The sequence below is a fragment of the Paraflavitalea pollutisoli genome (assembly GCF_029360705.1).
Taxonomy (GTDB): Bacteria; Bacteroidota; Bacteroidia; order Chitinophagales; family Chitinophagaceae; genus Paraflavitalea; species Paraflavitalea pollutisoli.
The window spans coordinates 304,903-330,774 of sequence record NZ_JARKMX010000002.1; the positions used below are offsets into that span (position 1 = coordinate 304,903).

The 25,872-nt window shown below is 49.9% G+C and carries 22 protein-coding genes; 8 read left to right on the top strand and 14 right to left on the bottom strand.

The annotated features are described in order from the left end of the window. Nucleotides 1-16 precede the first annotated feature (16 nt). From P2W70_RS05945 to P2W70_RS05955, 3 genes are all read right to left on the bottom strand, one after another. A complete protein-coding gene (locus P2W70_RS05945) occupies nucleotides 17-1,405 on the bottom strand; it encodes a RagB/SusD family nutrient uptake outer membrane protein (protein ID WP_276480519.1) in 1,389 nt (462 codons plus the stop codon). Nucleotides 1,406-1,427: 22 nt separating this feature from the next. Then, nucleotides 1,428-4,508, bottom strand: coding sequence for a SusC/RagA family TonB-linked outer membrane protein (locus P2W70_RS05950; RefSeq protein ID WP_276480520.1), 3,081 nt, complete (start codon nucleotides 4,506-4,508; stop codon nucleotides 1,428-1,430). A 474-nt stretch (nucleotides 4,509-4,982) separates the two neighbouring features. Then, a complete protein-coding gene (locus tag P2W70_RS05955) occupies nucleotides 4,983-7,334 on the bottom strand; it encodes an efflux RND transporter permease subunit (protein ID WP_276480521.1) in 2,352 nt (783 codons plus the stop codon). A 248-nt stretch (nucleotides 7,335-7,582) separates the two neighbouring features. On the opposite strand from P2W70_RS05955, the gene porZ reads away from it, so the two are divergent. After that, a complete protein-coding gene (porZ, locus tag P2W70_RS05960) occupies nucleotides 7,583-9,877 on the top strand; it encodes a type IX secretion system anionic LPS delivery protein PorZ (RefSeq protein ID WP_276480522.1) in 2,295 nt (764 codons plus the stop codon). Next, the gene (gene recO, locus P2W70_RS05965) at nucleotides 9,874-10,611 is read left to right on the top strand and encodes a DNA repair protein RecO (protein ID WP_276480523.1); all 738 of its coding nucleotides are present in this window, start codon (nucleotides 9,874-9,876) and stop codon (nucleotides 10,609-10,611) included. The genes porZ and recO overlap by 4 nt, the downstream gene beginning before the upstream one ends. Nucleotides 10,612-10,683: 72 nt before the next feature. Here recO and P2W70_RS05970 read toward each other — a convergent pair whose 3' ends face one another. Continuing rightward, on the bottom strand, nucleotides 10,684-11,868 hold the full coding sequence (locus tag P2W70_RS05970; RefSeq protein WP_276480524.1) for an amidohydrolase family protein: 1,185 nt from the start codon (nucleotides 11,866-11,868) through the stop codon (nucleotides 10,684-10,686). 116 nt (nucleotides 11,869-11,984) lie between these two features. Between P2W70_RS05970 and prfA the strand changes: the two genes are divergently transcribed. Next, nucleotides 11,985-13,049 carry a peptide chain release factor 1 gene (gene prfA, locus P2W70_RS05975; RefSeq protein WP_276480525.1) on the top strand — a complete coding sequence of 355 codons (1,065 nt, stop codon included), beginning with the start codon at nucleotides 11,985-11,987 and terminating at the stop codon, nucleotides 13,047-13,049. A gap of 74 nt (nucleotides 13,050-13,123) precedes the next feature. Continuing rightward, on the top strand, nucleotides 13,124-13,690 hold the full coding sequence (locus P2W70_RS05980; protein WP_276480526.1) for a hypothetical protein: 567 nt from the start codon (nucleotides 13,124-13,126) through the stop codon (nucleotides 13,688-13,690). Between the two features lie 387 nt (nucleotides 13,691-14,077). Here P2W70_RS05980 and P2W70_RS34415 read toward each other — a convergent pair whose 3' ends face one another. The 6 genes from P2W70_RS34415 to P2W70_RS06005 all read right to left on the bottom strand — a co-directional run bounded on the left by P2W70_RS34415 (nucleotide 14,078) and on the right by P2W70_RS06005 (nucleotide 17,552). Then, a complete protein-coding gene (locus P2W70_RS34415; protein ID WP_420832385.1) occupies nucleotides 14,078-14,518 on the bottom strand; it encodes a VanZ family protein in 441 nt (146 codons plus the stop codon). A gap of 74 nt (nucleotides 14,519-14,592) precedes the next feature. Then, nucleotides 14,593-15,402: an anti-sigma factor gene (locus P2W70_RS05985; protein WP_276480527.1), complete on the bottom strand. Its 810-nt coding sequence runs from the start codon at nucleotides 15,400-15,402 to the stop codon at nucleotides 14,593-14,595. Then, nucleotides 15,399-15,944 (bottom strand): RNA polymerase sigma factor, encoded by a 546-nt coding sequence (locus tag P2W70_RS05990; protein ID WP_276480528.1) that lies wholly within the window; start codon nucleotides 15,942-15,944, stop codon nucleotides 15,399-15,401. The genes P2W70_RS05985 and P2W70_RS05990 overlap by 4 nt, the downstream gene beginning before the upstream one ends. 95 nt (nucleotides 15,945-16,039) lie before the next feature. Continuing rightward, on the bottom strand, nucleotides 16,040-16,420 hold the full coding sequence (gcvH, locus tag P2W70_RS05995; protein ID WP_276480529.1) for a glycine cleavage system protein GcvH: 381 nt from the start codon (nucleotides 16,418-16,420) through the stop codon (nucleotides 16,040-16,042). A 39-nt stretch (nucleotides 16,421-16,459) separates the two neighbouring features. Continuing rightward, nucleotides 16,460-17,161: a peptidylprolyl isomerase gene (locus tag P2W70_RS06000; RefSeq protein ID WP_276480530.1), complete on the bottom strand. Its 702-nt coding sequence runs from the start codon at nucleotides 17,159-17,161 to the stop codon at nucleotides 16,460-16,462. A 43-nt stretch (nucleotides 17,162-17,204) separates the two neighbouring features. Beyond that, complete coding sequence (locus tag P2W70_RS06005) at nucleotides 17,205-17,552, bottom strand: hypothetical protein (RefSeq protein WP_276480531.1); 348 nt, start codon at nucleotides 17,550-17,552, stop codon at nucleotides 17,205-17,207. Between the two features lie 288 nt (nucleotides 17,553-17,840). On the opposite strand from P2W70_RS06005, the gene P2W70_RS06010 reads away from it, so the two are divergent. The 3 genes from P2W70_RS06010 to P2W70_RS06020 all read left to right on the top strand — a co-directional run bounded on the left by P2W70_RS06010 (nucleotide 17,841) and on the right by P2W70_RS06020 (nucleotide 20,563). After that, a complete protein-coding gene (locus tag P2W70_RS06010) occupies nucleotides 17,841-18,293 on the top strand; it encodes a GNAT family N-acetyltransferase (RefSeq protein WP_276480532.1) in 453 nt (150 codons plus the stop codon). Between the two features lie 77 nt (nucleotides 18,294-18,370). After that, the gene (serS, locus tag P2W70_RS06015) at nucleotides 18,371-19,642 is read left to right on the top strand and encodes a serine--tRNA ligase (RefSeq protein ID WP_276480533.1); all 1,272 of its coding nucleotides are present in this window, start codon (nucleotides 18,371-18,373) and stop codon (nucleotides 19,640-19,642) included. A gap of 300 nt (nucleotides 19,643-19,942) precedes the next feature. Then, entirely contained in the window at nucleotides 19,943-20,563 is a 621-nt protein-coding gene (locus P2W70_RS06020) for an outer membrane beta-barrel protein (RefSeq protein WP_276480534.1), read from the top strand. A gap of 75 nt (nucleotides 20,564-20,638) precedes the next feature. Here P2W70_RS06020 and P2W70_RS06025 read toward each other — a convergent pair whose 3' ends face one another. Together P2W70_RS06025 and P2W70_RS06030 are read right to left on the bottom strand one after the other, a co-directional pair. Then, on the bottom strand, nucleotides 20,639-22,549 hold the full coding sequence (locus P2W70_RS06025) for a lectin-like domain-containing protein (protein WP_276480535.1): 1,911 nt from the start codon (nucleotides 22,547-22,549) through the stop codon (nucleotides 20,639-20,641). Between the two features lie 219 nt (nucleotides 22,550-22,768). Continuing rightward, nucleotides 22,769-22,975: a hypothetical protein gene (locus P2W70_RS06030; RefSeq protein ID WP_276480536.1), complete on the bottom strand. Its 207-nt coding sequence runs from the start codon at nucleotides 22,973-22,975 to the stop codon at nucleotides 22,769-22,771. A 379-nt stretch (nucleotides 22,976-23,354) separates the two neighbouring features. Between P2W70_RS06030 and P2W70_RS06035 the strand changes: the two genes are divergently transcribed. Continuing rightward, nucleotides 23,355-23,759: a TlpA family protein disulfide reductase gene (locus P2W70_RS06035; RefSeq protein WP_276480537.1), complete on the top strand. Its 405-nt coding sequence runs from the start codon at nucleotides 23,355-23,357 to the stop codon at nucleotides 23,757-23,759. A gap of 67 nt (nucleotides 23,760-23,826) precedes the next feature. Here P2W70_RS06035 and P2W70_RS06040 read toward each other — a convergent pair whose 3' ends face one another. Next, nucleotides 23,827-25,110, bottom strand: coding sequence for a M28 family peptidase (locus P2W70_RS06040; protein ID WP_276480538.1), 1,284 nt, complete (start codon nucleotides 25,108-25,110; stop codon nucleotides 23,827-23,829). 25 nt (nucleotides 25,111-25,135) lie between these two features. After that, on the bottom strand, nucleotides 25,136-25,870 hold the full coding sequence (locus tag P2W70_RS06045; protein WP_276480539.1) for a LytR/AlgR family response regulator transcription factor: 735 nt from the start codon (nucleotides 25,868-25,870) through the stop codon (nucleotides 25,136-25,138). Nucleotides 25,871-25,872: the final 2 nt, after the last annotated feature.

Consider the following 25,872-nt stretch of genomic DNA (forward strand, 5'->3'; position numbering starts at 1 on the left):
TTATGAAGTATTACCACTATTTGTAGGTGGGGTTCTGTTCCATGTTTTCGTTGGCCAGTATCTCATCTGCCGGAATAGGCCAGTAGTAGGTCTTGTCCGTTGGATTGAGCAATACAGCTCCAAGCGCGTTCGTCGCATCTTCCGGATTGCGGGTCACCGGCCATAGCTTTCTGCGCAGGTCATTCATTCGTTGCCCTTCAAATGCCAGCTCTTTGTACCGTTCCATCATGATGGCATCGATAAGGCTGCTTTTGGTACCGAAACTTTCATTCGTATATCCGTCGATACGGCGGGCACGCAGGTTATTGAGATCGGCGGATCCTGATATCAACTGCTCTTTTTCAGCATAAGCCTCTGCACGGATCAGGTACATCTCTGCAGTGCGGAATACCTTGACGTCGGCACGGCCTGGCTCATTGGCATCGCCACCCCAGTATTTGCCTACGGCTAAGCGGCCACCGCCCAAGTCTAACACGGTGCTTTCGTACCGTACGTCTTCGGCAGCGTATAGGGAGGCCAGTTCATTCGCTACACCATACATGATCTTGTTTTGCGCGCGATCATAGAAAACGTCTCCAAGTCGCGATTGCCCTTCTGTGCGTTTGTGCTTCCATACTACTTCGGTATTTATTTCGTCGGTCCAGATGGAAGGATACTGGGCCCGGGTAGCGAGCGGCAAGGCATTGATCACTGTGGTGGCTGCGCTGATCGCGAGGTCCCAGTTCTTTTGGTACAGCGATGCGCGGGCCTGCATGGCATAGAGCGCCAGTAAGGTGATGCGGTTGCGATCGCCAAAACCGGCGGGTATCAGCGCTATCGCATCGATGATATCCTTTTGTACGTTGGTCAGTACGGTACTTACTGTTTCGCGCTTGGGCTTCTGGATCTTCGCCTCATAGATGTAAGGAACACCTTTGGAGCCTGGTTGCAGGTTCTCGGCAAAGTTGATCAACACCTGCAATTCGCAAAAAGCGCGCATGCCAATGGCTTCTCCTTTTACGCGCAGACGTTGGGTTTCTTCTGCGGCTGTTTTCCCTTTCAGTTTATCCGCTGCTGCGATGATCCGGTTGGCCCGGTCTACACCAAAGGCATAAGAAAACCAGGTGGCCGTTACCTCACCAATACCGGGATCCGTTTGCCAGCGGTAGGCGATCACACCGCGACCGGTATTGTTTTCCAGCGGCAGGGTAGCTTCATCGGAATACAAAGCGTTCGCATAAATATCATTGTCGTAGCTCCCGTTGATCTGGGCATAGGCACCGATCATCGCTTTCTCCAGGTCGGGAACATTGGTCATCGCATTATCCTCTTCGATACCGTCGGGAGGTGTGATATCAAGTTGCTTTTCGCAGGAGGCAGTCAGTACAACCAACGCCAGCCCCCATATATATTTACTCAATTTCATGATGCTTTAATTAAAGTGTCCTTTAGAATGTAAGATTCAGGCCGGCTACAAATGAGCGTTGCGCTGGGTACTCGAACGTCGAGATATTGTTGTTATCCTCCGGATCGAATCCACGCCAGTTGGTGAACGTATACAAGTTCTGCCCCATTACATAAATAGTAGCCGCGGAGAATATGCGCATTTCCTGCAACCATTTCTTCGGGATGGTGTAGCCTGCATTCAGGTTTCTGAAACGCACAAACGACGCATCCTGGATATCTTTGGACGAGAAGCTGCGGGAGGTACCAAACTTCTGAATATTGGTTACGTCGCCCGGTTTTCTCCAACGTTCCAGTAACCTGGTCGATTGGTTGCTGGTCGCAAAAGAGGAAGTTTCGTTGAAGAAATCCTCGTTATTGAACCGTTTGTTACCTCCTACGAAGCTGAAGAAGGCTTCCACATAAAAGTTCTTATAGTCTACACGGGTGTTGAAACCGCCGTTGTACTTGGGTAGCCAGCTGCCGAATTCAGCCACACTTTGGGTGGTGCTGTTGTACGAACTGGTGATGGAGCCGTCTTTGTTGTAGTAAAGCGGGTTACCGGTAGCGGCATCCACACCGGCCCATTTGGGAATATAGTGGGCACCGAAGGGCAGTCCTACGCGAATGATGGAGGTACCCAGTTCAAACTCGTTGACCTGCCCCAGGCTGGTTATACGGTTTTGGTTGATGCCGATATTACCACCTACGCTCCAACGAATAAAGTTATTGGCCACCACATCACCGGTAATGGTCAATTCTACACCGCGGTTACGCATCTTACCGGCATTGATATCCAGACTGGCGTCACCAGACCAGGCCGACAGTTTCTGCGACACGAACAGGTTTTTGGTAGCCTTATTATACAACTCGATGGTACCACGGATGCGGGAATTGAGGAAACCGAAGTCGATACCGATATTGGTGGTATTGGCATATTCCCAGTCATAATTAGGGTTACCAAGTTGGGCGAGCCCATTACCAGGTACCCCATTATAGACCGTGGCGCCGTACAGCGACAGGTACCCGAATGAGCTGTTGAATGGGCTGGCCGATGTACCGTAGCTGGCCCGCAGTTGCAATTCACTCAGGAAGTCAGCATTCTGGAGGAAGCTTTCTTTCAGCATATTCCAGGTAGCGCCCACTGCAAAATAGGAGATAGAGCGGTTGTCTTTGGGTACCATGGAGGAACGGTCGACCCGGAAACTACCATTGAAGGTGTATTTGCCATCATAAGTATACCGTGCGATGGCGATCAATGATTGCAGTACGTTGGCATCGCGCCCTCCACCTACCGTTGGAATAAATCCATCAGCACTACCTGGTGTAACACCCGCAGGTGTATTGGGCAGCAGCGGATTGATACCATAACCTACATAGTTGAAACTTCTGGCGGTTGCCTTGGTATTTTCTACCAGCACACTTGCATCTACTGCGTGTAAGCCGGCAATGGTTTTATTGAAATTGAACCCGGCGTTGCCAAAGAGGCGCATGAACCGGCCGGTTCCTTCCGACATGGAGCCTTGTGCACCTGGTACCAACGTACCGGTATAGGAGCTGGGATCGATGAATCGCTGCGTCAATGTTTCCCGAAAATCGAGGCCGAGTGTACTTACGAGCGCCAGTTCATCGGTTATCCGGTAGCGGATATTGGCACCCAGCACGGCCTTGATCTCATTGGTCCTTCGGGTAGTGGCCAGCATCCTTTCGAGGGCGGTAGAACCTTCACGCTGGTCGTACACCAGGTAAGGTTTATCGGGATCTGCAGCCACCAGGGGATTACCACCATCGGGACCGGATGCATTACCGGGATGCATCAATACGCCGTCCTTATAAGGCAATTCATAGGGCAGTGCATAGTACACGGAAGCGAACGGATTACTTACAGCCGTTGTATTTTCTGATTCGATACCGCTGCTGGTAGCATAGTTCAGGGTACTGTTGATGCCTATGGTCAGCCGGTCGCCTTTTATGTCTACGTTGTTACGCAGGGAGAACCTTTCGAGGGAAGAGCGGATGGAAATACCGTCCTGCTTGAAATAGTTGAGTGATGAATAAAAGGCTACTTTGTCACTTCCCCCGGAAGCGTTTACCTCATACTCCTGGGTGCGCCCACGGCGGAAGAAGATGTCTTCCCAATCGGCATTGGTATTGCCCAGGCTATCGAGTATCTGATCGTAGCGTTGGAGGGTGGAAGGAGGCAACCCGGCATTGGCGGGGTTGTTGCGGTTGAGGTACCAGCCTGGTCCGATGGTGATGTCATTTTCAGCGCCCACTTCTGCTTCATACTGCAGGCGTTGTTTGGAGTTCATCATTTCGAATTTAGGCCTCGTGCGATCGGAGAAACCTACCTGTGCCTTGGCGCCGTAGGTAATTTTATTGCCGATCTTTCCCCGCTTGGTGGTGATCACGATCACCCCGTTGGAACCGCGGCTACCGTAGAGGGCGGTGGCGACGGCATCTTTCAGGACATCGACCGATGCAATATCGGAGGGCGTGAGGGCGGAAAAAGTAGCAGCCTGTACAGGAATACCATCCATGATATAAAGAGGCGTGCTGGAACCGCCGATGGTGCCCACCCCACGAATGACTACGTTGGCAGAAGCACCGGGCTGGCCCGAACCAGCTGTTACATACATACCGGCAGCACGGCCCTGCAGGATCTGATCAATACTACCATTGGGCACCTGGTTGATGGCTTTCGCCTCAACTTTGGAAGCGGCACCGGCATACTGCGACCGCTTTTGCTGTCCGTAACCGGTAATGATCACTTCATCGAGGCCTTTTCCTTCAACAGCCAATGCGATATCAAAAACCGACCTGCTACCGATGGTGAGGTCCTGGCTGGTGAAGCCCACAGCAGAAATAGTGAGTGTTTTTGCATTCGCAGGTACGCGAAGGGAGAAAGAGCCATCCGAGCCGGTAGAAGTGCCAAGCGTTGACCCCTTCACAGTTACTGATGCACCAGGCAGTGGCATGCCGGTCGCATCCGAAACTTTACCAGAAATCGTTCTTTCCTGTGCCTGCACGCCCAGCTGGATCAATAGCAGCAGTACGGCAAGCAACGAGCATAGAATTTTCCTCATGAACGTTGAGTTTTTGATTTGTATAATGAGATGTGCAAACAATACTTCCTTAAAAAGGGACAAGCAGAACCTATCATCTGCTGCATTGCAGCCTTTGACGGTGTGATTTTCGCATGTAATCTGAATGGTCAGCTCCCCGGAAAATATCCTTTCAGCCAAGGGGGGGTATAGACGGGTTATCCGGTATTACCGATTTCAACAACCCTGCTTGTTGTAAATCTTAAGAAATGAATGTACCTCCATGAGGAATTTGGTGACAGATGGACAGGATGGCATGCTACTTTTCATACTATATGGTTTTGATTTGGGTTTGTCTGCCCGCAGGCATTCCTATAATAAAGATATCATTCAGCCTGTATCTACCGCCATTTGCCCATTAAAATTGTGGACCATTGCGATATATACCCGAAACCCGGGAGGCCTTTATACCTATTATTCCCACTCAGCGCCTCGCAAACCGGCAAGCAATCGTTACTATTTCCGCCCTTTTTTCACAAAACTCATCAACAGGGTGGGCAGGAAAATAAGATTGGTAAGGGTTGCCAGTACCAGGGTGAGCGACGTGAGCCAACCCAGGGCCTGTGTACCACCGAAACCACTGAAACAAAAGATCACGAAACCTGCGATCAACACGAGTGACGTATAAATGATACTGATACCAGTTTTATGAATGGTGTCGATCACTATTTCCTGGGCAGGCTTTTCGATTTTATAAAGCTCCTGCTTGTAATTGACCAGGAATCGGATCGTGATATCAACGGCGATACCCAGGGCTACCGAGAAAACCAGTACGGTGGAGGGTTTAATGGCCACACCAGTCCATCCCATCACGCCCGCGGTGATCACCAGCGGAATAACGTTGGGCACGAGTGAGCACAACAGGATCTTCACCGAACGGAACAGGTAGAGCATGCACAAGGCGATCAACAGAAAAGCCCAGGCAATACTTTCTTTAAGTCCATTGATGATAAAGGCACTGCCTTCGAGGAAGGTGACCGTGGTGCCTGTGTACTCGACCTTATAACGGGTGGTATCGAACAGCTGATCGCTTTTCGCCTGGATATTGCTGATCAGCTCCGGCAGGCGTTTGCTACCCACATCGGCCATGTTGACCGTGACCCGGGTACGCTGGCGGGTGCTGTCCATATAAGATCGAACGACTTTATTGAATGTACTCTGTTTGGCGGTGCTGTCTTCCGGTTTGGCACTGAGGTATTGCGCCAGAAAACCGACGTCGAAGCTGGTGGGCAGTCCGTATTGCACACTATCCCCATCGTAGTATGCCTGGCGGGCAAACTTCAAGCCTTCTACAATCGAAAGGGGGCGTGCCATTTCGGGCTGTTCTTTGATATAAGTGGAAAGGGTGTCGATCTTGGCGAGTGTCTGCAGCATATTGGCCCGCAGTCCATTCTTGCGTTTGGTGTCGACTACGATCTCGAGCGGCATGATGCCTTTAAAGTTCTTTTCGAAAAACTTGAGGTCGGTATAGATCTTATCCGTCTTGGGCAGGTCATCGACCATGAAGCCCACCGACTTGAGGCGGAAGATGCCGACAACCGCCACGACCATAATCAGGGCCGTTACGCCATAGATCGTTTTACGATGCCCCACCGACCAGATCTCGAGACGATCCAGTGCAGACAGCATCCATTTATTGTCGAGGTATTTGGTGTGGCGGGGTTTGGGGGCAGGCAGAAAACTCAGGGCTACTGGGATCAGGATCACCGAAATGAAGAAAAGCGCCATGATATTGATGCCTGCTACGAAGCCAAACTCTTTCAATACCGCACTTTTGGTGAGCGCAAATACACCAAAGCCAATAGCTGCAGCAATGTTACAGAACAGGGTAACGATACCCATACGGCTGATCATTTCTGTCAGCGCCTTTTGCTTCCTGGCCTTCAGCTCCAGGGAAGGGTCAGTATCGCTCCAGGCTGTATGGAATTTGTTGAGGAAATAAATACAATTGGGAATGCCGATCACGACCACCAGCGGTGGAATGAGGGCGTTGAGGATGGTGATCTTGTAGCCCATCAGCACCATGGTACCGAGGCTCCACAATACACCAATGATCACCACCGCCAGCGACATACTCATGGCGCTAAAGCTGCGGAAAGAGACCAACAGCAGAACAGCCGACAAGATCACAGAGCCCAGCAGGAACCATTGCATTTCCCGGGCAACCTTGGTAGCTATATTGGTGCGGATCAGCGGCAAGCCACTGTAGTGCATGTCGATGGAATGTTTTTTACCAAAAGCCTCGCCTACGGCGACGATGTCGGCGACCACATCATTTCTCTTTTTGGAGTTGAGTACTTCCTTGTTGACCCCAATGGCCATGAGGTACGTGTGGGTGGTGGGATTGTACAACAGGCCCTGGTAAAAAGGCAGGCTGTGGAATACGGCGGCAGCGCTGTCGAGGGTAGCCTGTGATAATTTACCGGGCGGGAATACCGGAACGGCATCCAGCTTTTCGCCGGCAGAATCGCGGCGCAGGTTGGTGGCGGCTGGTACACTCAGCACGCTTTCTACGTGCTGCACTTTTTTCAGGTCGGCCGCCAGCTGGACATAATCATTGAAAACGGCTTCCGTAAACAGCTTATCGGTTTGCACACCCACCATCACCATATTGCCATCTTCGCCAAATTGCTGGCGGAAGGCCTGGTAGGTGAGGTACTTGGGGTTATCGGTGGGGATGGCGCGGGTAAATTCGTAACTCAATTGCACCTTGCTGGCATGCCAGGCCATAAAAGCAGTAATACCAAGGAGCACGACCAACAGCGACCAGCGGAATCGAAGAATAAATCGAGCGAGGGTTCCCCACATGAGCGATCAACAATTTAATGAAGAATAATAACGAGCAAAACCCAGCCTACAGTATATTTCAGGCACCGGGATATGGTCAACCATGCAGGACCATTCGATGCATGACTGGTATTGTGGCCTGCTCGCCGGCCATCATCGGCCATCGAGCCCCACCAGGGCGGGCGAGGCAAAGAAACATACTTTGCAGGGATTACAGAAGTTTTCCCGTCTTAAATCTGTGCGGCCATTCAATTAACTTTGAATGCAATATGCCTTTCAGAGCCCTTTTTTCATACCTGTTGCTGCTGCTCCTGCCCTGCGTTTTACGGGGGCAAATAGCCCCTATCGGACAGTGGCGGGATCACCTCCCCTATCACTCCGCCATCGCTGTAGCCGGCACCGACGACAAGGTTTGGTGCGCGACTCCCTTTAGCCTGTTTTCCCTTGGTACAGACGATCATTCCGTTGATCGGTTCAGCAAAACCAACGGGCTCTCCGCAACCGGGATCACCGCCTTTGTCGCAAATGCCACCATGGTGGTGATTGGCTATACCAACAGCCGGGTCGACCTGCTCGATGCTGACGGCCTGTTTTCTATCGACGCGATCCGTCAATCACCGATCGTCGGCGACAAGATTATTCATCAGATTTTAATCCGCAACGGCCTCGCTTACCTGGCCACCGGGCTGGGCATCATCGCCATCGACCTCACCAAAAAAGAAGTCAAGGACACCTACGTGATCGGGCAAAATGGTCAACAGGTGGCCATCACCAGCCTGAGTGCCGATGCTAATTTTCTCTATGCCGCTACCCAGGAAGGCCTCAAAAGGGGGCGAATCAACAACAGCAACCTGGCCGATTTTCGTAACTGGACCTTGGTTTCCGGCAACAATGGACTTCCTGCCGGACCGGTCGACGCAGCCGCCCTCTTTCAAAACAACCTCGTTGTGCTACACAACAATTCCTTGTATGTACTGCAGAACGACCAATGGCAGTTATTTTACAGCAGCGACCAAACCATTCAGCATATCGACCCCGCAGGCGCCAAACTATTGGTGAGTGAACAGTCGGCCGTGGAGGGACGGGTGACTGTTCTTTCCCCCCAGGGCATGGTGCTCGAAACGATCCGCGATGCCCGCTATACCAGGGCTCCACGACAAACCATCGAAGCAGATGGCTACTACTGGATCGCCGACAGCCTGGCCGGCCTGACCCGTTATGCGGCCAATCAATTTGAGTCTTTCGTGCCCAATTCTCCCCGGGGCATCGCCACGGGCCCACTGCAGGTATTGAATCACTCCCTATGGGCTGCTGCAGGCAGCGTATCACCCAATTGGTTGCCACAGGGCAATACAAATGGTTTGTACAACCTGGCCAATGACAGCTGGACCAATGTCAACTACACTACCCTGCCCGCTTTGGACAGCCTGCCAGACCTGGTATCGCTGACCATCGCCCCCATCGATGAAAGTGTTTGGGCTGGTTCATTCGGCGGCGGCTTGCTGCAACGGCAAACCGATGGCCGCATTAACGTGTTCAAACAAAATACCGGTTTGCAGCCGGCTGACGGATACCCCGGCAGTTACCGCGTAGGCGGTCTGGCATTTGACCGGGAGCAGCAATTGTGGATCGCGAATTACGGTGCACGGAAGCCCCTGGTAATGCGAAAAAAGGACGGTAGCTGGCAATCTTTTTTCGTACCTTATGCGATACCCGAAAATGCGGTGGGGCCGCTGATCGTAGACGACTATGATCAGAAATGGATCATCGCTCCCAACGGCAATGGGCTGCTTTGTTTCAACCATGGTCAGTCGGTCGATAATGCCGGCGACGACCGGTGGAAGTGGTACCGCAATGGCCGTGGCAATGGCAACCTGCCCGACAACCAGGTACTATCGGTGGCAAGCGACAAAAATGGCTTTATCTGGATTGGCACCAGCCGAGGTATTGGTATTGTACAATGTCCGGGAGAAGTATTTACTGCAAACGGATGCGAAGCGATACTCCCGGTAGTGCAGCAGGACAATTTTGCCGGCTATCTGTTTAGTGGCGAGCAGGTGCAAAGTATAGCGATAGATGGCGCCGACCGCAAATGGATCGGCACCAAAAACGGCGTTTGGCTGATCAGTCCGGATGGTTCAACCACCATTGCGCGCTTCACCGCAGAGAATAGCCCGCTGCTGAGCAATGACATTTTGCAGATTGCCATCGACGGTCAAACCGGTGAAGTGTTCTTCGCTACTGATAAGGGGATTTGTTCGTACCGGTCTACTGCCACCGAAGGCGGCAGTACCAATAGCAGCGTACTCGTTTTTCCCAATCCTGTGCCGCCGGGGTATACCGGCACCATCGCCATCCGTGGAGTTGTGAACAATGCCATTGTGAAGATTGCCGAACTGGATGGGCGCCTGGTTTACCAAACGCGGGCCCAGGGTGGCCAGGCAGTCTGGAACGGAAAGGATTACCGGGGTAAATCTATTTCAACCGGCGTGTACCTGGTATTGATCAGCGACGACAACAAACAGGAAAAGGCAGTTGCCAAAATCATATTTGTACAAAAATGATCCAGTCCACCAAAGGAATTGTTTTGAAAACGGTGAAGTATGGTGACACGAGCATCATCGTGACCATCTATACGGAGCTGTTTGGTGTGCAGTCTTACCTGGTAAATGGTGTGCGAACGTCCACCAAGAAAGGTCCCGGCAAGGCCAACCTGTTTCAACCGGCGGCCATACTCGACCTGGTGGTATACCACAATGACCTGAAGAACCTGCAAAGGCTCAAAGAATACCGCTGGTCGTATATCTACCAGCACCTGTTCTTCAATGTGATCAAGAACTCGGTTGCGCTCTACATGATCGAATTGCTGCAGAAAACCCTGAAGCAGCCGGAGGCCAACAGTGACCTGTTTCATTTTATCGAGGATACCTTCATGCACCTGGATAGTGCAGAAGATTATGTCACTGCCAATTTCGGTTTGTTCTTTGCTCTGCACCTTACTACATTTCTTGGTTTCCGGTTCAGCGATGATTATTCGGAAGAACATCCCTACCTCGACCTGCAGGAGGGGGAGTTTGTGCACGAGCATCCTATACACCCTTATTTTTTACAGGGACAGTACAGTTATATTACCTCTCAATTACTGCGGGTGATGCAGCCACATGAACTGAAGGAGATCCGACTCAACCAGGAAACGCGGCGCACTTTGATGCAAGCTTATCAAACCTTCTATGCTTTGCATGTGGCCGACTTCGGCACAATGAAGACCTTACCGGTGCTGCAGGAAGTATTGGGGTAACTCTGGCCGAGCGCAGGTAGCCTCGATGAATTGACATTCCTGGGACACAATACACTAAGTGCTGCGCGATCATCAACCGACACGCCTGGCCACGGACAGGTCTTCACTCACTATCACCACGCCTGGCTGTTTGCCCGGCTCAAAACTCCCAAACCGGTCTTCAATGCCCAGTGCGATAGCGCCATTCAGCGTGCCCCATTGCAGCAAGGTTTGTAATGGTATCTGGGGAAAATGCTGACGCAGGGTGTTGATCTCAGCAGCCATGTCCAGGGCGTGGTTGCTGGCCAGGCTATCGGTGCCGATGACCAGGTTGACCCCGTGCTGCAGCAGCAGGTGCACGTCGGGCAGGCCATTGCCGATATATAGGTTAGCATTGGGACAAAGGCAAAAATGCACTTCGGGAAGGCTGCCGGCTTGGCGACCTTCTTCCAGGAATTGCAGATCGGCTTCACTGGTGGTTATGTTGTGCACCAGCAACACGGTCTGGTTGGGAAGAAACCGGGGTAAGGTGGTTTGCAGGCTCGTTTTGCCCTGAGGCTGGTAGAAAGCAATATCCAGCCCGAGCGTTTCGTACAAACGGTTAAAGCCTCCCTGGCCGGTTTGCATAAATTGTTCTTCCGCCTCACTTTCCTGGTTGTGCAGGGTGAGCAGGCCATGCGGCTGACTGATGGCGATAAGGCCAAACAAGGTGGGTGACACTGAATAGGGTGCATGAGGCACGATGGAGCTATTGGCCCCCCAGCGATTGGTGACGGCTGGCGCAGCTGCCCGGAACTGGTGGTAGACCGTTTCTGCCGCGGCAAATCGCGCGGCGGCGGTGGCATCCAGGAAACCGGTGGCTTCGATAAAATTCTGGTAATACAGGCGACCGGCCTGCTTTTGGGGAAGGGTAAAGGCGGTGTTGCAAATATCTCCTACCGCCACGATGCCTTGCTGCCGCATGGCGGTCTCAGCTGCCTCAATGGCTTGCAAAACAAGCTCTTCCTGCACTGCACGTTGTCCCATGACCCCTAAGAGGAAATCGATCATCCCGCTGCCTGCGGGGATCACGTCTTTCATATGACTGAGCTCGAGGTGGCAATGGGCATTGACGAATCCGGGTGTCAATATCCCGTCCCAATATTGCACATCGTCGCCGGCTTCCTGCCGGTCAACCAGTGCCTCGACCCGGCCATCTGCATCAGTGATCAGAACCAATGCTTCCCGCAGCTCGCTGCCGGTAAATATTTGTGGTGCGCTGAATTTTCTGTACCCCATGTGAACTTTGAAACGATTAACTTTGCAAGCCTTTATAACCAGGAAAACAACCTTCTGAACAGGTAATTGTTGGCTGACGCCAACCGCCTTTCAGGATTCGTAAAAATACAGCAAACATGTTAGACAAACTGGAAGCGATCAAGGCCCGTTTTGAGGATCTGGGTGTATCATTGACCAACCCTGCTATTGTAAGCGATAACAGGAAGTTTACCGAACTGAGCAAGGAATACCGTGGCCTTGAAAAGATCGTATTGGCCCATAATCAATATAAGGAAGTGTTGAACGACCTGGAAAGCTACCGGGAAGCTATGCGGGGCAATGACGAAGAGCTGCGTGAGCTGGCGAAGGAAGAACTGCCCGGGCTGGAAGAAAAGAAAGATAGGCTGGAAGCTGAAATACGTCAATTACTGATACCAAAAGACCCGCAGGACCAGAAGAACGTCATCCTGGAGATCCGGGGTGGAACGGGTGGTGATGAAGCCGCCCTGTTTGCCGGCGACCTCTTACGTATGTACCTGCGCTATTGCGAACGCAAAGGCTGGAAAACAGCTGTGCTGAGCGAAACCGAGGGTACAGCGGGTGGATACAAAGAAGTACAGCTGGAAGTTGTTGGCGACGACGTATATGGGACCCTCAAATTTGAGAGTGGTGTACACCGGGTACAGCGGGTACCCGATACAGAAGCATCTGGCCGGGTACACACTTCAGCGGCCACTGTGGCGGTGATGCCCGAAGCGGAAGAAGTAGACGTAGAAGTAAGGGATGCCGACGTGAAAATGGAAACTGCCCGAAGCGGTGGTGCCGGAGGTCAGAACGTAAACAAGGTAGAAACTAAAGTAATCCTCACCCACTTACCTTCAGGTACCGTGGTTACCTGCCAAACCGAGCGTACCCAGCTGGGTAACCGGGAAAAAGCGATGCAGATGCTGCGTACCAAGTTGTACGAAGAGCAGGTGCGCAAGCAGGAAGATGAAATATCCCGTCACCGGAAGAGCCTGGTTAGTACGGGCGACCGGAGTGCCAAGATCCGCACCTACAACTATCCCCAGGGGCGTGTTACCGATCACCGCATTGGGTTGACGGTGTATAACCTGGATGATGTCATGAACGGAAACGTTCAGGAGTTCATCGACGCACTGCAGTTTGCAGAAAATGCAGAAAAGATGGCCAAGCAGAACTAAGGTTCTGCTCTTGCCAAGCTGCACCCCCTGCCCCAGCATAACGTTATTGGCTTAATCATCTAAATACAACGTTTATGTTAGACAATCTAATCAACCTGGTACGCGAACAGGCAGGCGATGCTATTATCAACAATCCTACGGTTCCTAATGAGCGCAATGAAGAAGCAATCGCTGCTACCAGTGAATCTATCGCTGGTGGGCTGCAAGGCATGTTGGCTTCTGGCGGGCTCAAAGATGTGCTGAAGTTATTTGGCGGTCAGGAAGCTCCTTCGGGTAACAACCCGGTGGTACAGAACCTGTCGGGCAATGTGATCCAGCAGTTGATGAGCCGGTTTGGATTGGATCAACAGGCGGCTGGCGGTATTGCGGGCAACCTGATCCCCCAGGTATTGCAAAAGCTGGTCAGCAAGACCAATGATCCGGCCGACAGCAGTTTTGATCTGCAAGGTATTTTCAATCAGTTATCAGGTGGTAAATCACAAGGCGTCAATATTCAGGGATTGCTGGGGAAGGTTACCCAGGGAGGCCTTGACAAGGATGGTGACGGTGATGTAGACCTGCAGGATGCGATGGCCATGTTCTCCGGTGGTCAGGGCGGCGGCGGTTTGATGGACTCTGTCAAGGGATTATTCGGCCGCTAAGCACCCATATCGATTAAGTTTAATATTCTTTTAATAGAAGCGTGTACGTCAGGTAGTTAAAATAACCTATAGAATGTTGATTTTAGCGCATCTGAATGTTAACATTTTGAAAAAATCTGTAAAGGGAGTGGAAAATAAACGCAGGGGTCGTTCCTTTGTGATGTCAAACGACACGCTCTTTCACAGACAATATTTTAAGCAAGTCGCGGTTTCGTTTTAAACCTTCTTTAACGGCGGGGATCATACTAATGGCACCGGATTTGCGTTACAATAGTTGAAGATTATTATAAAAGACTTACATAAAGCAGTCAATTTTCTCATAAGCAGTTAGTTTTGGTTACGGCCCTTGTTTCTACAAGGGCCATTTTTTTTGCAACTAACTGTAGTTCAATTCCTAAATAAACTTCTGGGATACAAATACAAGAGCCAGGCAGCCGCTACCAGGGCACCTCCTGTGTCGGCGAGAATATCACCGGGATCAAAGCTTCGTTGGGGAATAAAGTATAATTGTACATATTCCAGGACAATTCCGAGGGCACTACTCAAAAAAGTGAGGATTATGACCAGCCTGGTCCAATTGCCTGTTTGCGGTTTTTTGTTGGCGTAATGGGCTCCCCAGAAAAAAACAATTCCACCGAAAAGTATAACGTGAACGACTTTATCGAAATGGGGTATTTCGAAAAACTGGATACCGTCACCTGGTATGGAAGATCCTGGCAAACATAATAATACAATGGTGATCAGGGTCCAGATAACGGGAAGATATTTCCTGGTGCAAAGTCTTCTTAATAATGCGCGCATACTGACCGAAAGATAGTTCAAATCCATGCATAAAAACAAAGGTTTTGCCGAGTCGCATCAACTGCAGCAAAACCTTTGAAATGTTTTCTAACAAGATGAATTTACAAGGGAGCTTTTGTTCGTCCGGAGGACTGCATTTTCTCCAGGGTGGGTGAAGGATTACCACCCTTTTTCTCGATGGTGATGGCAAATGCATCGGCTTTCTTGGTATTACTCATCTTCAATACAACATTGTTTTGGAGTGAGTCGAATACGCCAAGGCTTTGTGGCTGGCCATCGATCAATGCCCATAGCTGATATTGCTGCTCTGAAGGCAAGCGTGGCATGTTCTTGACCATGAGGAATACAGAAGCGGAAGCTGTATCCCAGAATACATTGGCCGATGATTTGGGCGCGGCCTGTGAGCCGACCATATTGACCACCGTAACGTTCGGATCTTTGATCAGCTTTTGCTCATCGATGATCTTGTTGAGGGTGTTTTCGGCAGAATCGAGGCGGATCTGCAGGTCTTTGCTGGTGGCCTGGGACTCTTTCAATTCGGCGGATTGGTTGTAAGAGCGATAGGCAAACCAGCCACAGGCGACTAACAGTACTACCGTAGCTGCAGCCATAAATCTTTGACTACCGCCGCGTTGAACAGGTGCATTTTCTTGTTGCATGTTGTTGACTTTAGATTGACTTATAGAAGGGTTTTGAATAGCTTCTAAAAATCCGTCCTTAACCTGTCGCGGTGGTACTACCGCATTGTTGCGTGCATTCCGTTCGAGTTCTTCCTCGAATTTCCTGCATGCGGCACGCAACTCGGAGTGTTGCACCAGGAGCTCCTCAAACTCCCGGCACTCGGCAGCATTGGTCAATCCCAATACGTACTCCTGTACTATGCCACTTGATATGTAATCTTTGATATTCACTTTAATAATCCCCTTAGTTGAATCAATGCACTTCTGATACGTGTTTTTACAGTGCCTAGCGGTATGTTCTCCATGTCCGCAATTTCCTCATGTGTGTAACCTTTGAAATAGGCCAGTTCTATCAGGGAGCGCTGGTCCTCCCTCAATAAATTCAGGAGTTTCCTGAATCCTATATTATCTACATTCACCTGGGTGATCAACGCCACCTGTGCGCCATCTCCCTGGCAATCCATAGTCTGGTTTTTCTTTTCGTTCTGGTAGTTCTTGGACCGAATGGTGTCGATTGAAGCATTTCGGGCGATGTTCAGCATCCAGGTAAACAGCCGGCCCTTGGTAGAGTCGTAACTGTCTATTTTCCGCCAGATATTGACGAATACGTCCTGTAAAACGTCGCTGGCAAGCTCGGAATCGTTCAGAATCTGCAAAATGATACCAAATAATGCGCCCGAATAGTGATCGTAGAGATAACCAAAAGCCTTATTATCCCTGTTACGAAGCAGGGATACCAGTTCCTGTTCTGAATATGTAGGAATGGTGTTCAATGTGTTGTACCCAAAGCGTAGCTCAATGTAACTAAAAACAAAAGAGTGGCGTGAACCACTCTTCTATAAACGAGATTCTAGTATCCTTGGATTTATCAACCCTGAATTAATTTTCCGTAGGCTTCAGCGTCCAGCAAACCAGCAACATCGGCAGGATTGCTAACGGTCAGTTTGACCATCCAGCCGTCGCCATAGGGGTCGCTGTTAACCAGTTCGGGCTCGCTTTCCAGGTCACTGTTCAGCTCGGTGATGGTACCTGCCACTGGCAGAAACAGGTCAGACACCGTCTTTACCGCTTCTACAGTACCAAATACATCTTCTGCCTGGAGGGGTTTTCCCACCGTCGGAACATCTACATACACGATATCACCCAGCTCACGCTGTGCGAAGTCTGTAATACCGATTGTTGCTGTAGTGCCTTCCAGTAACACCCATTCGTGGTCTTTCGTATAGCGGAGATTCGCCGGAATGTTCATGCTGTTGAATTTTGCCTGCAATATTAGGGAAAAGTCCGATTACTTTCTCTTTACCAGCCTGGCTTTAATGATGCGCACATCCTGTAACGGACGATCACCCCCATCCCGGCCGGTTGTGGGTACTGTGGCAATACTATCCACTACCGGTAGCCCCTTGATGACTTCGCCAAAAATAGTGTAGTTCTGATCGAGGTGCGGTGAGCCACCCAGGGTTTTGTATACTTCGCGGTGAGCCGGTGGCAACTTGCGCCCCTTGAGCCTGAAGCGTTCCACAGAATCGAGACCGGCGTCCGTAAATATCTTGCCCTGTACCACATAGAATTGTGCTCCACTGCTGGCCTTTTGGGGATTGGTGTCATCGCCTGAACGGGCAGCCGCTACAACTCCTTTTTTATGGAACATGCTGGTCCTGAACTCGGCCGGGACGGTATATTCTGGTCCACCATCGCCATAAGTCTCACCTGGCTTCGGGTGCTTGGTATTAGGGTCGCCCGCCTGCACCATGAAGTTTCGGATCACGCGGTGGAAGATAATGCTGTCGTAAAATCCTTCTTTGACCAATTTTAGAAAATTATCCCGGTGGAGGGGCGTACTGTCGCTCAACCGTATGATCATGGTACCTTTATCGGTTACCATTTCCACATCTTTCCGAAGGTCTTTTTTGCGTAGTCCATTGCCCAGACGTGGATTACAGGCAACAGACATGACCAGCGTCAATGCCGGGAATATTACTTTATACATGGAGCGAATTGATTGCAGGAATAGCCGTCAGGCAGCTAGTCGGTTATTGAAAGCCGTTTTGTTGAAAATATAGTAATATATGGTCTTTTAGAAAATTCTCCTGCTCTATCATATTGTGCTCGGGCAGGGGTTTCAGCTGACTGAAATGTGGCCATCCGTCTTCATCGACTGCTGCCAGTTCATAATATCCGCTTTGGGATAATAAATGACAGACGGCTATATGCATCAGATCCTGTTTCTGTTCCTTTGTAAATTTGGGCTTAATATCCCCAAACTCCTGGATACCAATCAGGAACAACACGGTTTCCAGATCGGGTTTCTTTCCAAATCGCTCCACCAGACTGGCTTCCAATGTCCACCAGCGGGTCTGCAGGTCATCCTGTATTTGCATGCCGCAAAGATAAGCATTACCACTACGCTGCAAGCTTCCTGCATGACCATCTGCCAATCAAGCCAGGGGTGCGCAAAAGCCGGTTCTTTGCATGAACGGGCCTCCTTTTCCCACTGGGACTCACCGGCCCTGCTCTCAAGCCTGGGCATTTTCAAACAATGCTGTTCTATCCGGAAGTACTCCCGCAATTCCAACCAGCTTTCAGGACCGGTTAGCCCTACTGTAGGCCAGCTTGTACAATAACTACCTCATTTGCCAGCTGTTAATGGCTATTTTTAGCTAAAAACCATGATCCTTGCATCGAAAGAAGGGTATACCATTTCTACCAGTAAAGAGTCATTAGATATTAGCTACATCCATCAGTTCCTTACCAGGTCTTACTGGGCAGCAGGTATCCCGGTGGATGTGGTTCGCCGATCTATTGAAGGCTCACTCAGTTTTGGCGTATATCTCCAGGACCAACAGGTTGGTTTTGCCCGGGTGATCACCGACTCGGCCACTTACGCTTACCTGGCCGACGTATTCATCGATGAAAGCCAACGGGGAAAGGGATTGGGCAAATGGCTGGTAGGCACCATACTGCAGCATCCACAGCTTCAGGGCCTGCGCCGCATCGAATTGGGCACCCTCGATGCCCATGGGCTATACGCTCAATTTGGTTTCAAGCCCCTACCGAATCCAGAGCGCTTCATGCAGATCCGCAATGCCGATGTATATAAGCAGCCACTCGCAGCTGAATGAATGACAGCAGGATAAATCTCCCGCACGCAGGATAAATCATCGGCGAGCAGTTATATTTGCCACAAATTTGAATTGCGATGTTACAGGTAGCATTTATTCGCCAGCATACCGAGCTGGTCAAAGAAAGACTGACAGTTAAGCATTTTAAAGATCTCCAGATCGTAGATGAGATCATCTCCCTGGATGACGAACGTAAAAAGCTGCAAACAGAATCCGAAAACACGCAATCCAAACTGAATAGTACCTCGAAGGAAATAGGTCAATTGATGGCCAAAGGCCAAAAAGAAGAGGCGGAAGCCAAGCGCCAGGAAGTGGCGACGCTGAAGGCAGCCCAACAACCCATTGCCGATCGCCTGGCCCAGGTAGAAAAGCAATTACAGGATACCATCATCAAGCTGCCCAACCTACCTTCTGTCAATGTACCCAAAGGCAGAACACCGGAAGACAATGTGATCGTGCGGGAAGGTGGTCAACAGCCTACGCTTCATCCCGGCGCCGTGCCCCACTGGGACCTGGCTAAAAAATTCAACCTGATCAATTTCGAACTGGGGAATAAGATCACGGGCAGCGGCTTTCCGGTGTATATCGGCAAAGGCGCTAAATTACAACGTGCCCTGATCCAATATTTCCTGGACTACAATACCGCGGCCGGCTATACCGAGTACATGCCACCGTTGATGGTGAACGAGGCCTCAGCTTTTGGTACCGGGCAACTGCCCGACAAGGAAGGTCAGATGTATTTTGTAACGGAAGACAATTTCTACCTCATCCCCACAGCCGAAGTACCGGTCACCAATATTTACCGCGACGAATTGCTGAAGGAAGCCGAGTTACCTATCAGAATGACGGCCTATACGCCTTGTTTCCGCCGGGAAGCTGGTAGCTATGGTAAAGACGTTCGTGGCCTCAATCGCTTGCACCAGTTTGACAAGGTGGAGCTGGTTCAGATCGTGCATCCCGACAAGAGCTATGAAGTACTGGAAGAAATGGTGAGCCATGTTGAGCAGCTGCTTCAATCTCTCAATTTGCAATACCGCATCCTGAACCTTTGCGGTGGCGATATGAGCTTCACTTCTGCACAGACCTACGACTTTGAGGTATACAGCGCTGCCCAGGAAAAATGGCTGGAAGTAAGTTCCGTATCCAACTTCGAAGCATACCAAACCAACCGCCTGAAGGTTCGCTTCAAAGACGGTAATGGTAAAAACCATCTCGCCCATTCACTCAACGGCAGTTCGCTGGCCCTTCCCCGTATCCTGGCCTGCCTGCTCGAAAACAATCAGGTAGAAACGGGCATCGCTTTACCGGAAGTATTGCACAGCTACCTTGGATACGGATCGATCAATTAATTACTTTCTTTATAGTTAGTATCAGGAGGGTGTATCAAAAGTACGATACACCCTCTTTCTATTCGGGTCCCTGTCAGAGACTTGTGGTCGTTTACGCGTTTCTCAGGGCCTGATTTTATTTTTGAGACTTCCTCTTTTTTCTATTTTAACTACTCACTTTTGCAAGATGCTGAGTGTTTTGTAAGGCCATAATTGCGCCAGGCCTTCAGAAATGCTTAACATAAATCTGTGTGAAAGAAGGCAATGGCTTTTTCATGGATGGAAGGCATGGTCCATATTTGCTTTACCAAAAACAATTTTATGAAAAAACAATTACTCTTTACAGTGATTGCCATTGCCGCTTCTTCTGCCCTAACAGCCCAGGTCACAAAGGGCGACATTCTGCTCGGCGCATCAGCCGGAACAGGCTACAATGGGTACAGTAGCACAGGTTCTGCAGGGTCAAACAGTACCAATGCCAATATTGCTCCGCGCATTGGTTTTGGCATCGGCCGCAACAGCGTATTAGGCGCACGTTTGAATTTTAATTACTGGAATTCTAAATCTCCCGGAACCGATTACAAACAAAACAACTTAGGAGCAGGTGCATCTATCTATTGGCGACATTTTATGCCTATCGTAAGCAAAGTTGGCTGGTATATCGAGCCCGCCGCAGGCGTGGGCACCGTCAGACAAAAAAGTCAGGACATCAATGGAAAATCAAAAATTAACTCCTTCAACATCACGGCGACCGTTGTTCCAGGCGTTTATTATCAGGCATTGCCCGGCTTGCTCCTTAATGCCGACTTTGGCGGGGTAAATTACCAATACAGCAAGAATAAAAACGGGACTAGCGTTACGTCAAAATCACACAGCGTGTCGCTTGGCCTGTTCAACAGCTTTACTTTTGGATTTGACTTTATTCTGGGCAAAAAAGCCTGAGGCTATTAAACGAACAGACAGACCATTGGTCGAAGGATATGCCTTTCTACTATGTGCTTACCTCTTTTCAATACTTTACCGGATCAGGTTCACCGTGCCACGTTGTACGTGCAACTGGCCGGCGATGTCTTTTCCCTGTACCATCCACACATAAGTTCCCACCGGCTGGGCTTGTCCATGAAAAGTGCCATCCCATCCGTCTTTCATACTTGTTGAATTGAATACCAGTTGTCCATACCGGTTGTAGATGCGCAGGTAGCTAAAGTCACTTATACCAACTGCTTTTACGCGAAACCGGTCGTTGTTGTTATCCCCATTGGGAGAAAAGACGTTGGGTACGTATATCGCCGGTCCTTTATAAGCTTCGATCTTTATGGTATCGGTCGTGGCGCACCCCATCGGCGTATAGGCCTTTAATACATAGTAAGTAGCCGACCTGATCATCGCCACCGGGTCTGCAATATTCGGGTCACTCAGTCCCGTGGCCGGCGACCATTGATACAACACACCACCTGACCCGTGGAGTGGTAAGGGGTGATCCATAATAACGGCCGTATCGTTTCCGGCAAAGGCTTTGGTCTCGAAAATATTGATGGGCATTTTAAGGGTATCGGAGTAACACCCGTTCTCTGCCTGCGCAAATACCTGCACATTGTACACCCCTCCTTTCTTATACAGGTAGGCTGTAGTAGCCGAACTATCACGGGCTCCATCGCCCGTCTGCCAATACCATTGCCGGATCGGGATCTGCGGTGTCAGGTTGTTACTGGCAAATTGTGCCGGCGTACGGAAACAGGTATCCCCTACTGCCATATCAATAACCGGCGATGGATTCATGGTGATACTTTGGGTGACCGGATCAGACACACAGCCTTCTTTCGTACGTACCTGCAACTTCACGGTATGCGCTCCATAGGTCAATCCCGATCCAAAATCGGGTTTAGGCTGTACGGCTACCGGATTGTTGTCTAATTGCCACTCCCAGGTATCGATGGTGCCGTATTGCACCTGTGAAAGGTCTTTAAATGGCACCACCGATTCATTGCAGTAGGGTGGTGGTGGCGGTTCAAATGCGGCCGTAGGTTTGGAGCCAATGGTGAGATTGGTCACGAAGGTATCGGACACACAGCCATTGTTGCCGAGGATATTCAGTTTTACCCGGTAAATACCAGGGGCAGCATAGGTATGTGGTGCCGGTGACTGCACCGAATCGATCGTACCATCACCAAAATCCCAGTACCACTTCACGATGCTGCCAAATGACAGGGACTTGTCGCGGAAGGCGATGGTAGCCGGAAAGCAGGTTAGTTGGTTGGCATCGAGTCCAAAGCCCGCATTGAGCGAGGTGCAGAACCGTTGCCGGTTGGAGGAGCCGCCGGTAGCGGCAGTAAAGCCCCAGTACACCATGGGGTTATTACCAAACACCTGACCTACCATGTCGATAGTGGCAGCGACTCTTTCGACGCCATCGATCTGTGCTGTGAGCTTCTGGGTGGTTGCATTCCAGGTAACCCGCAATACGTGAAACTGGCCATCTTCAATATTGTCGATGCCATCGATGGCCGACACGGGGCCAGCGAGGTTATTGGCGGAAGTATGATTTACATCCCCGTCGCGGTTGATGGAAATATGATCGTAGGAAGGGTCGTTTTGATTACCATTTTGCCAGGTATCGATAGGTATGCCGATCGAAGGGACGACACCGCCAAACCCCATGCCTTCACCGGTGGTACCGATGCTCAGACTGATGTTCTGCAAAACAAAAGCTATTCCGTCGGCGCCAGTGCCGTCTTTGGAACCGAGGTTGACATTGAATTTGAAATCAAAAGATTGGCGAAGATCGATCTGGGTCTTATTCCAGACAGAGCCTGCCTGGGTAGGCTGATCGTTGGTGAGCGTGTAGCAAAAGCAATTTTCAGCAAAAGCTACCCCATTGAGATAAGGGTCAAGCGATTGTCCTGCCGCCATAGCGCAGCTTAGCAGCATGGGAATAGTGATTAGCAATGCCCTCCTCATATAGCAGTGAACCGTGGCCCCTTAGATTAGTGTAAAATTATATTTATCGAACCCTATTAAAAGAAACACGGTCTGACCATAATGATCCGACCGTGTTTCAGTGTTCAGCCGCCAGGTACGACGGCTAAAGGCAAATAAACCTATAAGCTTTTATGCTACCAGCACACCTGCCGGTGTGCCTCAATAGTTTTATTCCCAGCCTTGTTTAGCAACTCCGGCTGCGATGGCGGCAAGCGCTTTCTCTTGTCCCAACAGGGTAGTTAGCTTGTTACCGTTACCATCATGGCCTTGTGCCATATAAGCTCCTTTGGCGGTTTTAGTAATGACTGCATCCTGAATGGGAACTCCTTTCTCCTTGGTCTTAACATTGTATGCAGTTAACTGTACATCTGCCATAATACAAACTTTAAATGGTTAGTAAAATAAAGTTAGTCTCTTCAAAAATGCGACCAGATTAACTTTAATTGATCGATAAATATACAGCTTTTTATAATATAGGTCAGCGACATTGATTTTCAGCAATTTGGGCCAATGCCATACTGGTGCAGCACTTGCAGATAAAAAGCTAATGGTTTATTTTAGTCACAGAATCACCATCGAGTTAACCAAGTATATGAAAAACAGTCTGATGTCTTTATCAATTGTATTCATGGCCACATTATGCCTTGCCCAAAACAGGCCTCCTCTGGCTACTATTGCAAAGTGTGCATTTGTTGAAAAGTCTATTATAATTACCCCACCAGGCGGCCAAATTAATAACGTACAACGAGTAAATGTGGCAAACAGCGACAAGTTCTTCGACGAGCTCATGAAGCCTTTTAAAGGAAAGGTGGTGTACATCGATTTCTGGGCACCCTGGTGCGGTCCGTGTATGCGCGAAATGCCTGCATCCAAAAAATTACAACAAGCGTTGAAAGGTAAAGACGTTGTATTTCTGTTCATCGGACTTAGCTGTTCTAAAGCTTCCTGGGAAAATACCATTCAGGAGAAGGGTTTTACCGGGGAGCATTTTTATGCCGGTGAAAACGAGGCCAAGATGTTGGCGGAAAAATTCAATATTTCGGGTATTCCCCGTTATGTACTTGTAGACAAGCAAGGTAATGTAGCCGATGGTAACGCACTTCGTCCCAGTGACAAGAGCAAGCTGCTGAAAAAGATCGATGGATTGTTGAAGAAGTAAACCATCCCTGCCTATAATACGAAGGGCGACCCGTGGGTCGCCCTTCGTATTATAGATCGTTTACTGATTATCTCAGCGCACTGGTATCAACTCTTGAAGGCGTGTCTTTACCGGCCACGATGGAAGTAGAACTGATGGCGATCGCCTTGATGATCTCCGTCATATTCTTCATGTTCAGTGTCTCGAATTCGTCGTCGAGCGTATGGTAGAATTTCTCGCTGTCCATTTTCGACGTAGAGATCGTATGGGCAGGTACTCCTAAACGAGCCAAGGTTGCATTGTCTGACCGGTAGAACAATTGCTGCTCGGGGTAAGGGTCGGGATAAAACTTGAATTTGGAACCTTCCAGGTTCTTCTCCAGGATCTTGCCCATATCCGTTTTCTCGTATCCGGTGATATAGGCTGAGTTATCGCCCCATTTGCTGTCTGTACCGATCATCTCGATGTTGAACATCGCCATTACCTGTGCAGCTTCAAACTGGCGGGAGAAATATTGTGCGCCAAATCCACCCGATTCTTCTGCGGTGAAAGTAGCGAATACGATGGTCCTTTCGTTGTTCTTTTGTTTGGCAAAATAATGAGCCAACATGATCACCGCAGTCGTTCCTGCTGCGTCGTCATTGGCGCCATTGTAGATAGAGTCCCCGGCTGCATTGGGCTGCTTGGCTATCCCCAGGTGATCGTAGTGACCAGAGAAGATCACATACTCGTTGGGTTTGCTTTTGCCTGGCAGAATTCCTACTACGTTGCTCAATGGCATCGTGGTTATTTCCTGCGCAAATTCAATGCTGTAGCTGGCAGGCGTTTCCTGGGTAAGTACCCCCACTACGTTGGCGGTGGGTGCAAAAGAGGTAGAACGACGCTTCAATGCCGTAAATAAACGACGGTTGCTGGTGTCTACGGCCAGGAGATAATTGCCGGTTGTTTTGGTAACACGGCCGTATACTGCATACAAACTATCTTTCGGTACTGTAATTACCTGGTATTTGGAATCTTGTGTAATATTCAGTGCAGGGCTGGCGGTAATGGCTACAATCTCCTGCTCGGTCAGGGGTTTTCCATTCAAGGTACCCTTGGCCGATATTGGTTTGGTGCGCAGCATATCGAACTTCTGCAAATAGGAATCAGCGCTACCAGGTTTCAGGCCGGCTTTTTGGAACTCGCTGGCTATAAAGGCAGCAGCCTTCTCTATACCGGGTGTAAATGGTGCCCTACCCTGCATATCATCAGCAGATAGGACTTTCTCCACCCGCGATACAGTCTTTTCGTTTATGATCTTGTTGATTGACTGAGAAAAGGCGGTTGTGCCGGCAGTCAGGGCGGCAATAGCTAATACGTAGTTTTTCATCATGTGCTCTAAAAAGGGTTATCAGGCTTTATAAACTCATCATTTCTTTGAACTTAACCGTTTGTCGACGGCTGACTTCGATCTTCTCGCCCCCTTTCAATTCCAGTAACAGTCCACCATTGAAATAGGGCTCGATCTTATCGATGAGGCGAAGATTGACAATATGCTTTCGGTTGGCGCGGAAAAATGTTTTCTCATCGAGCCGTTCTTCCAGGGCATTGAGTGACTTCAGGATCAACGGCTTGTTGGGGCCAAAATATACTTTGGCGTAGTTACCGACGCTCTCGAACAGGCGGATCTCCGACAGTTTTACAAACCAGCAACGCTCGCCATCTTTTACGAATACCTGGTCATTTTCACTGAGAATGGACCGGTTGACATTAACGGGTAAAGGGCTTACATCTCCTCTTTCGTCCTGCATGTGCAGCTTTTGGATGGCATCCGCCAGTCGTTTGGGTTCTACCGGCTTGAGCAGGTAATCCAGTGCGTTTACCTCAAAAGCTTTCAAGGCGTATTCGTCGTAAGCGGTGGTGAAGATCACATTGGGCGTTCTGTCCAGCTCGGAAAGCATATCGAAACCAGTTTTACCGGGCATCTGAATATCCAGGAAAACGAGGTCGGGGTTGATGCTGTCTATCTTCTCAATGCCTTCCCCGGCATTGGCCGCTTCGGCTACCACTTCAATCTCTGGAAATTCCATCAGCAGTTTCTTCAGTTCATTCCGGGCGAGCCTTTCGTCGTCGATTATAATCGCTTTGATCATAC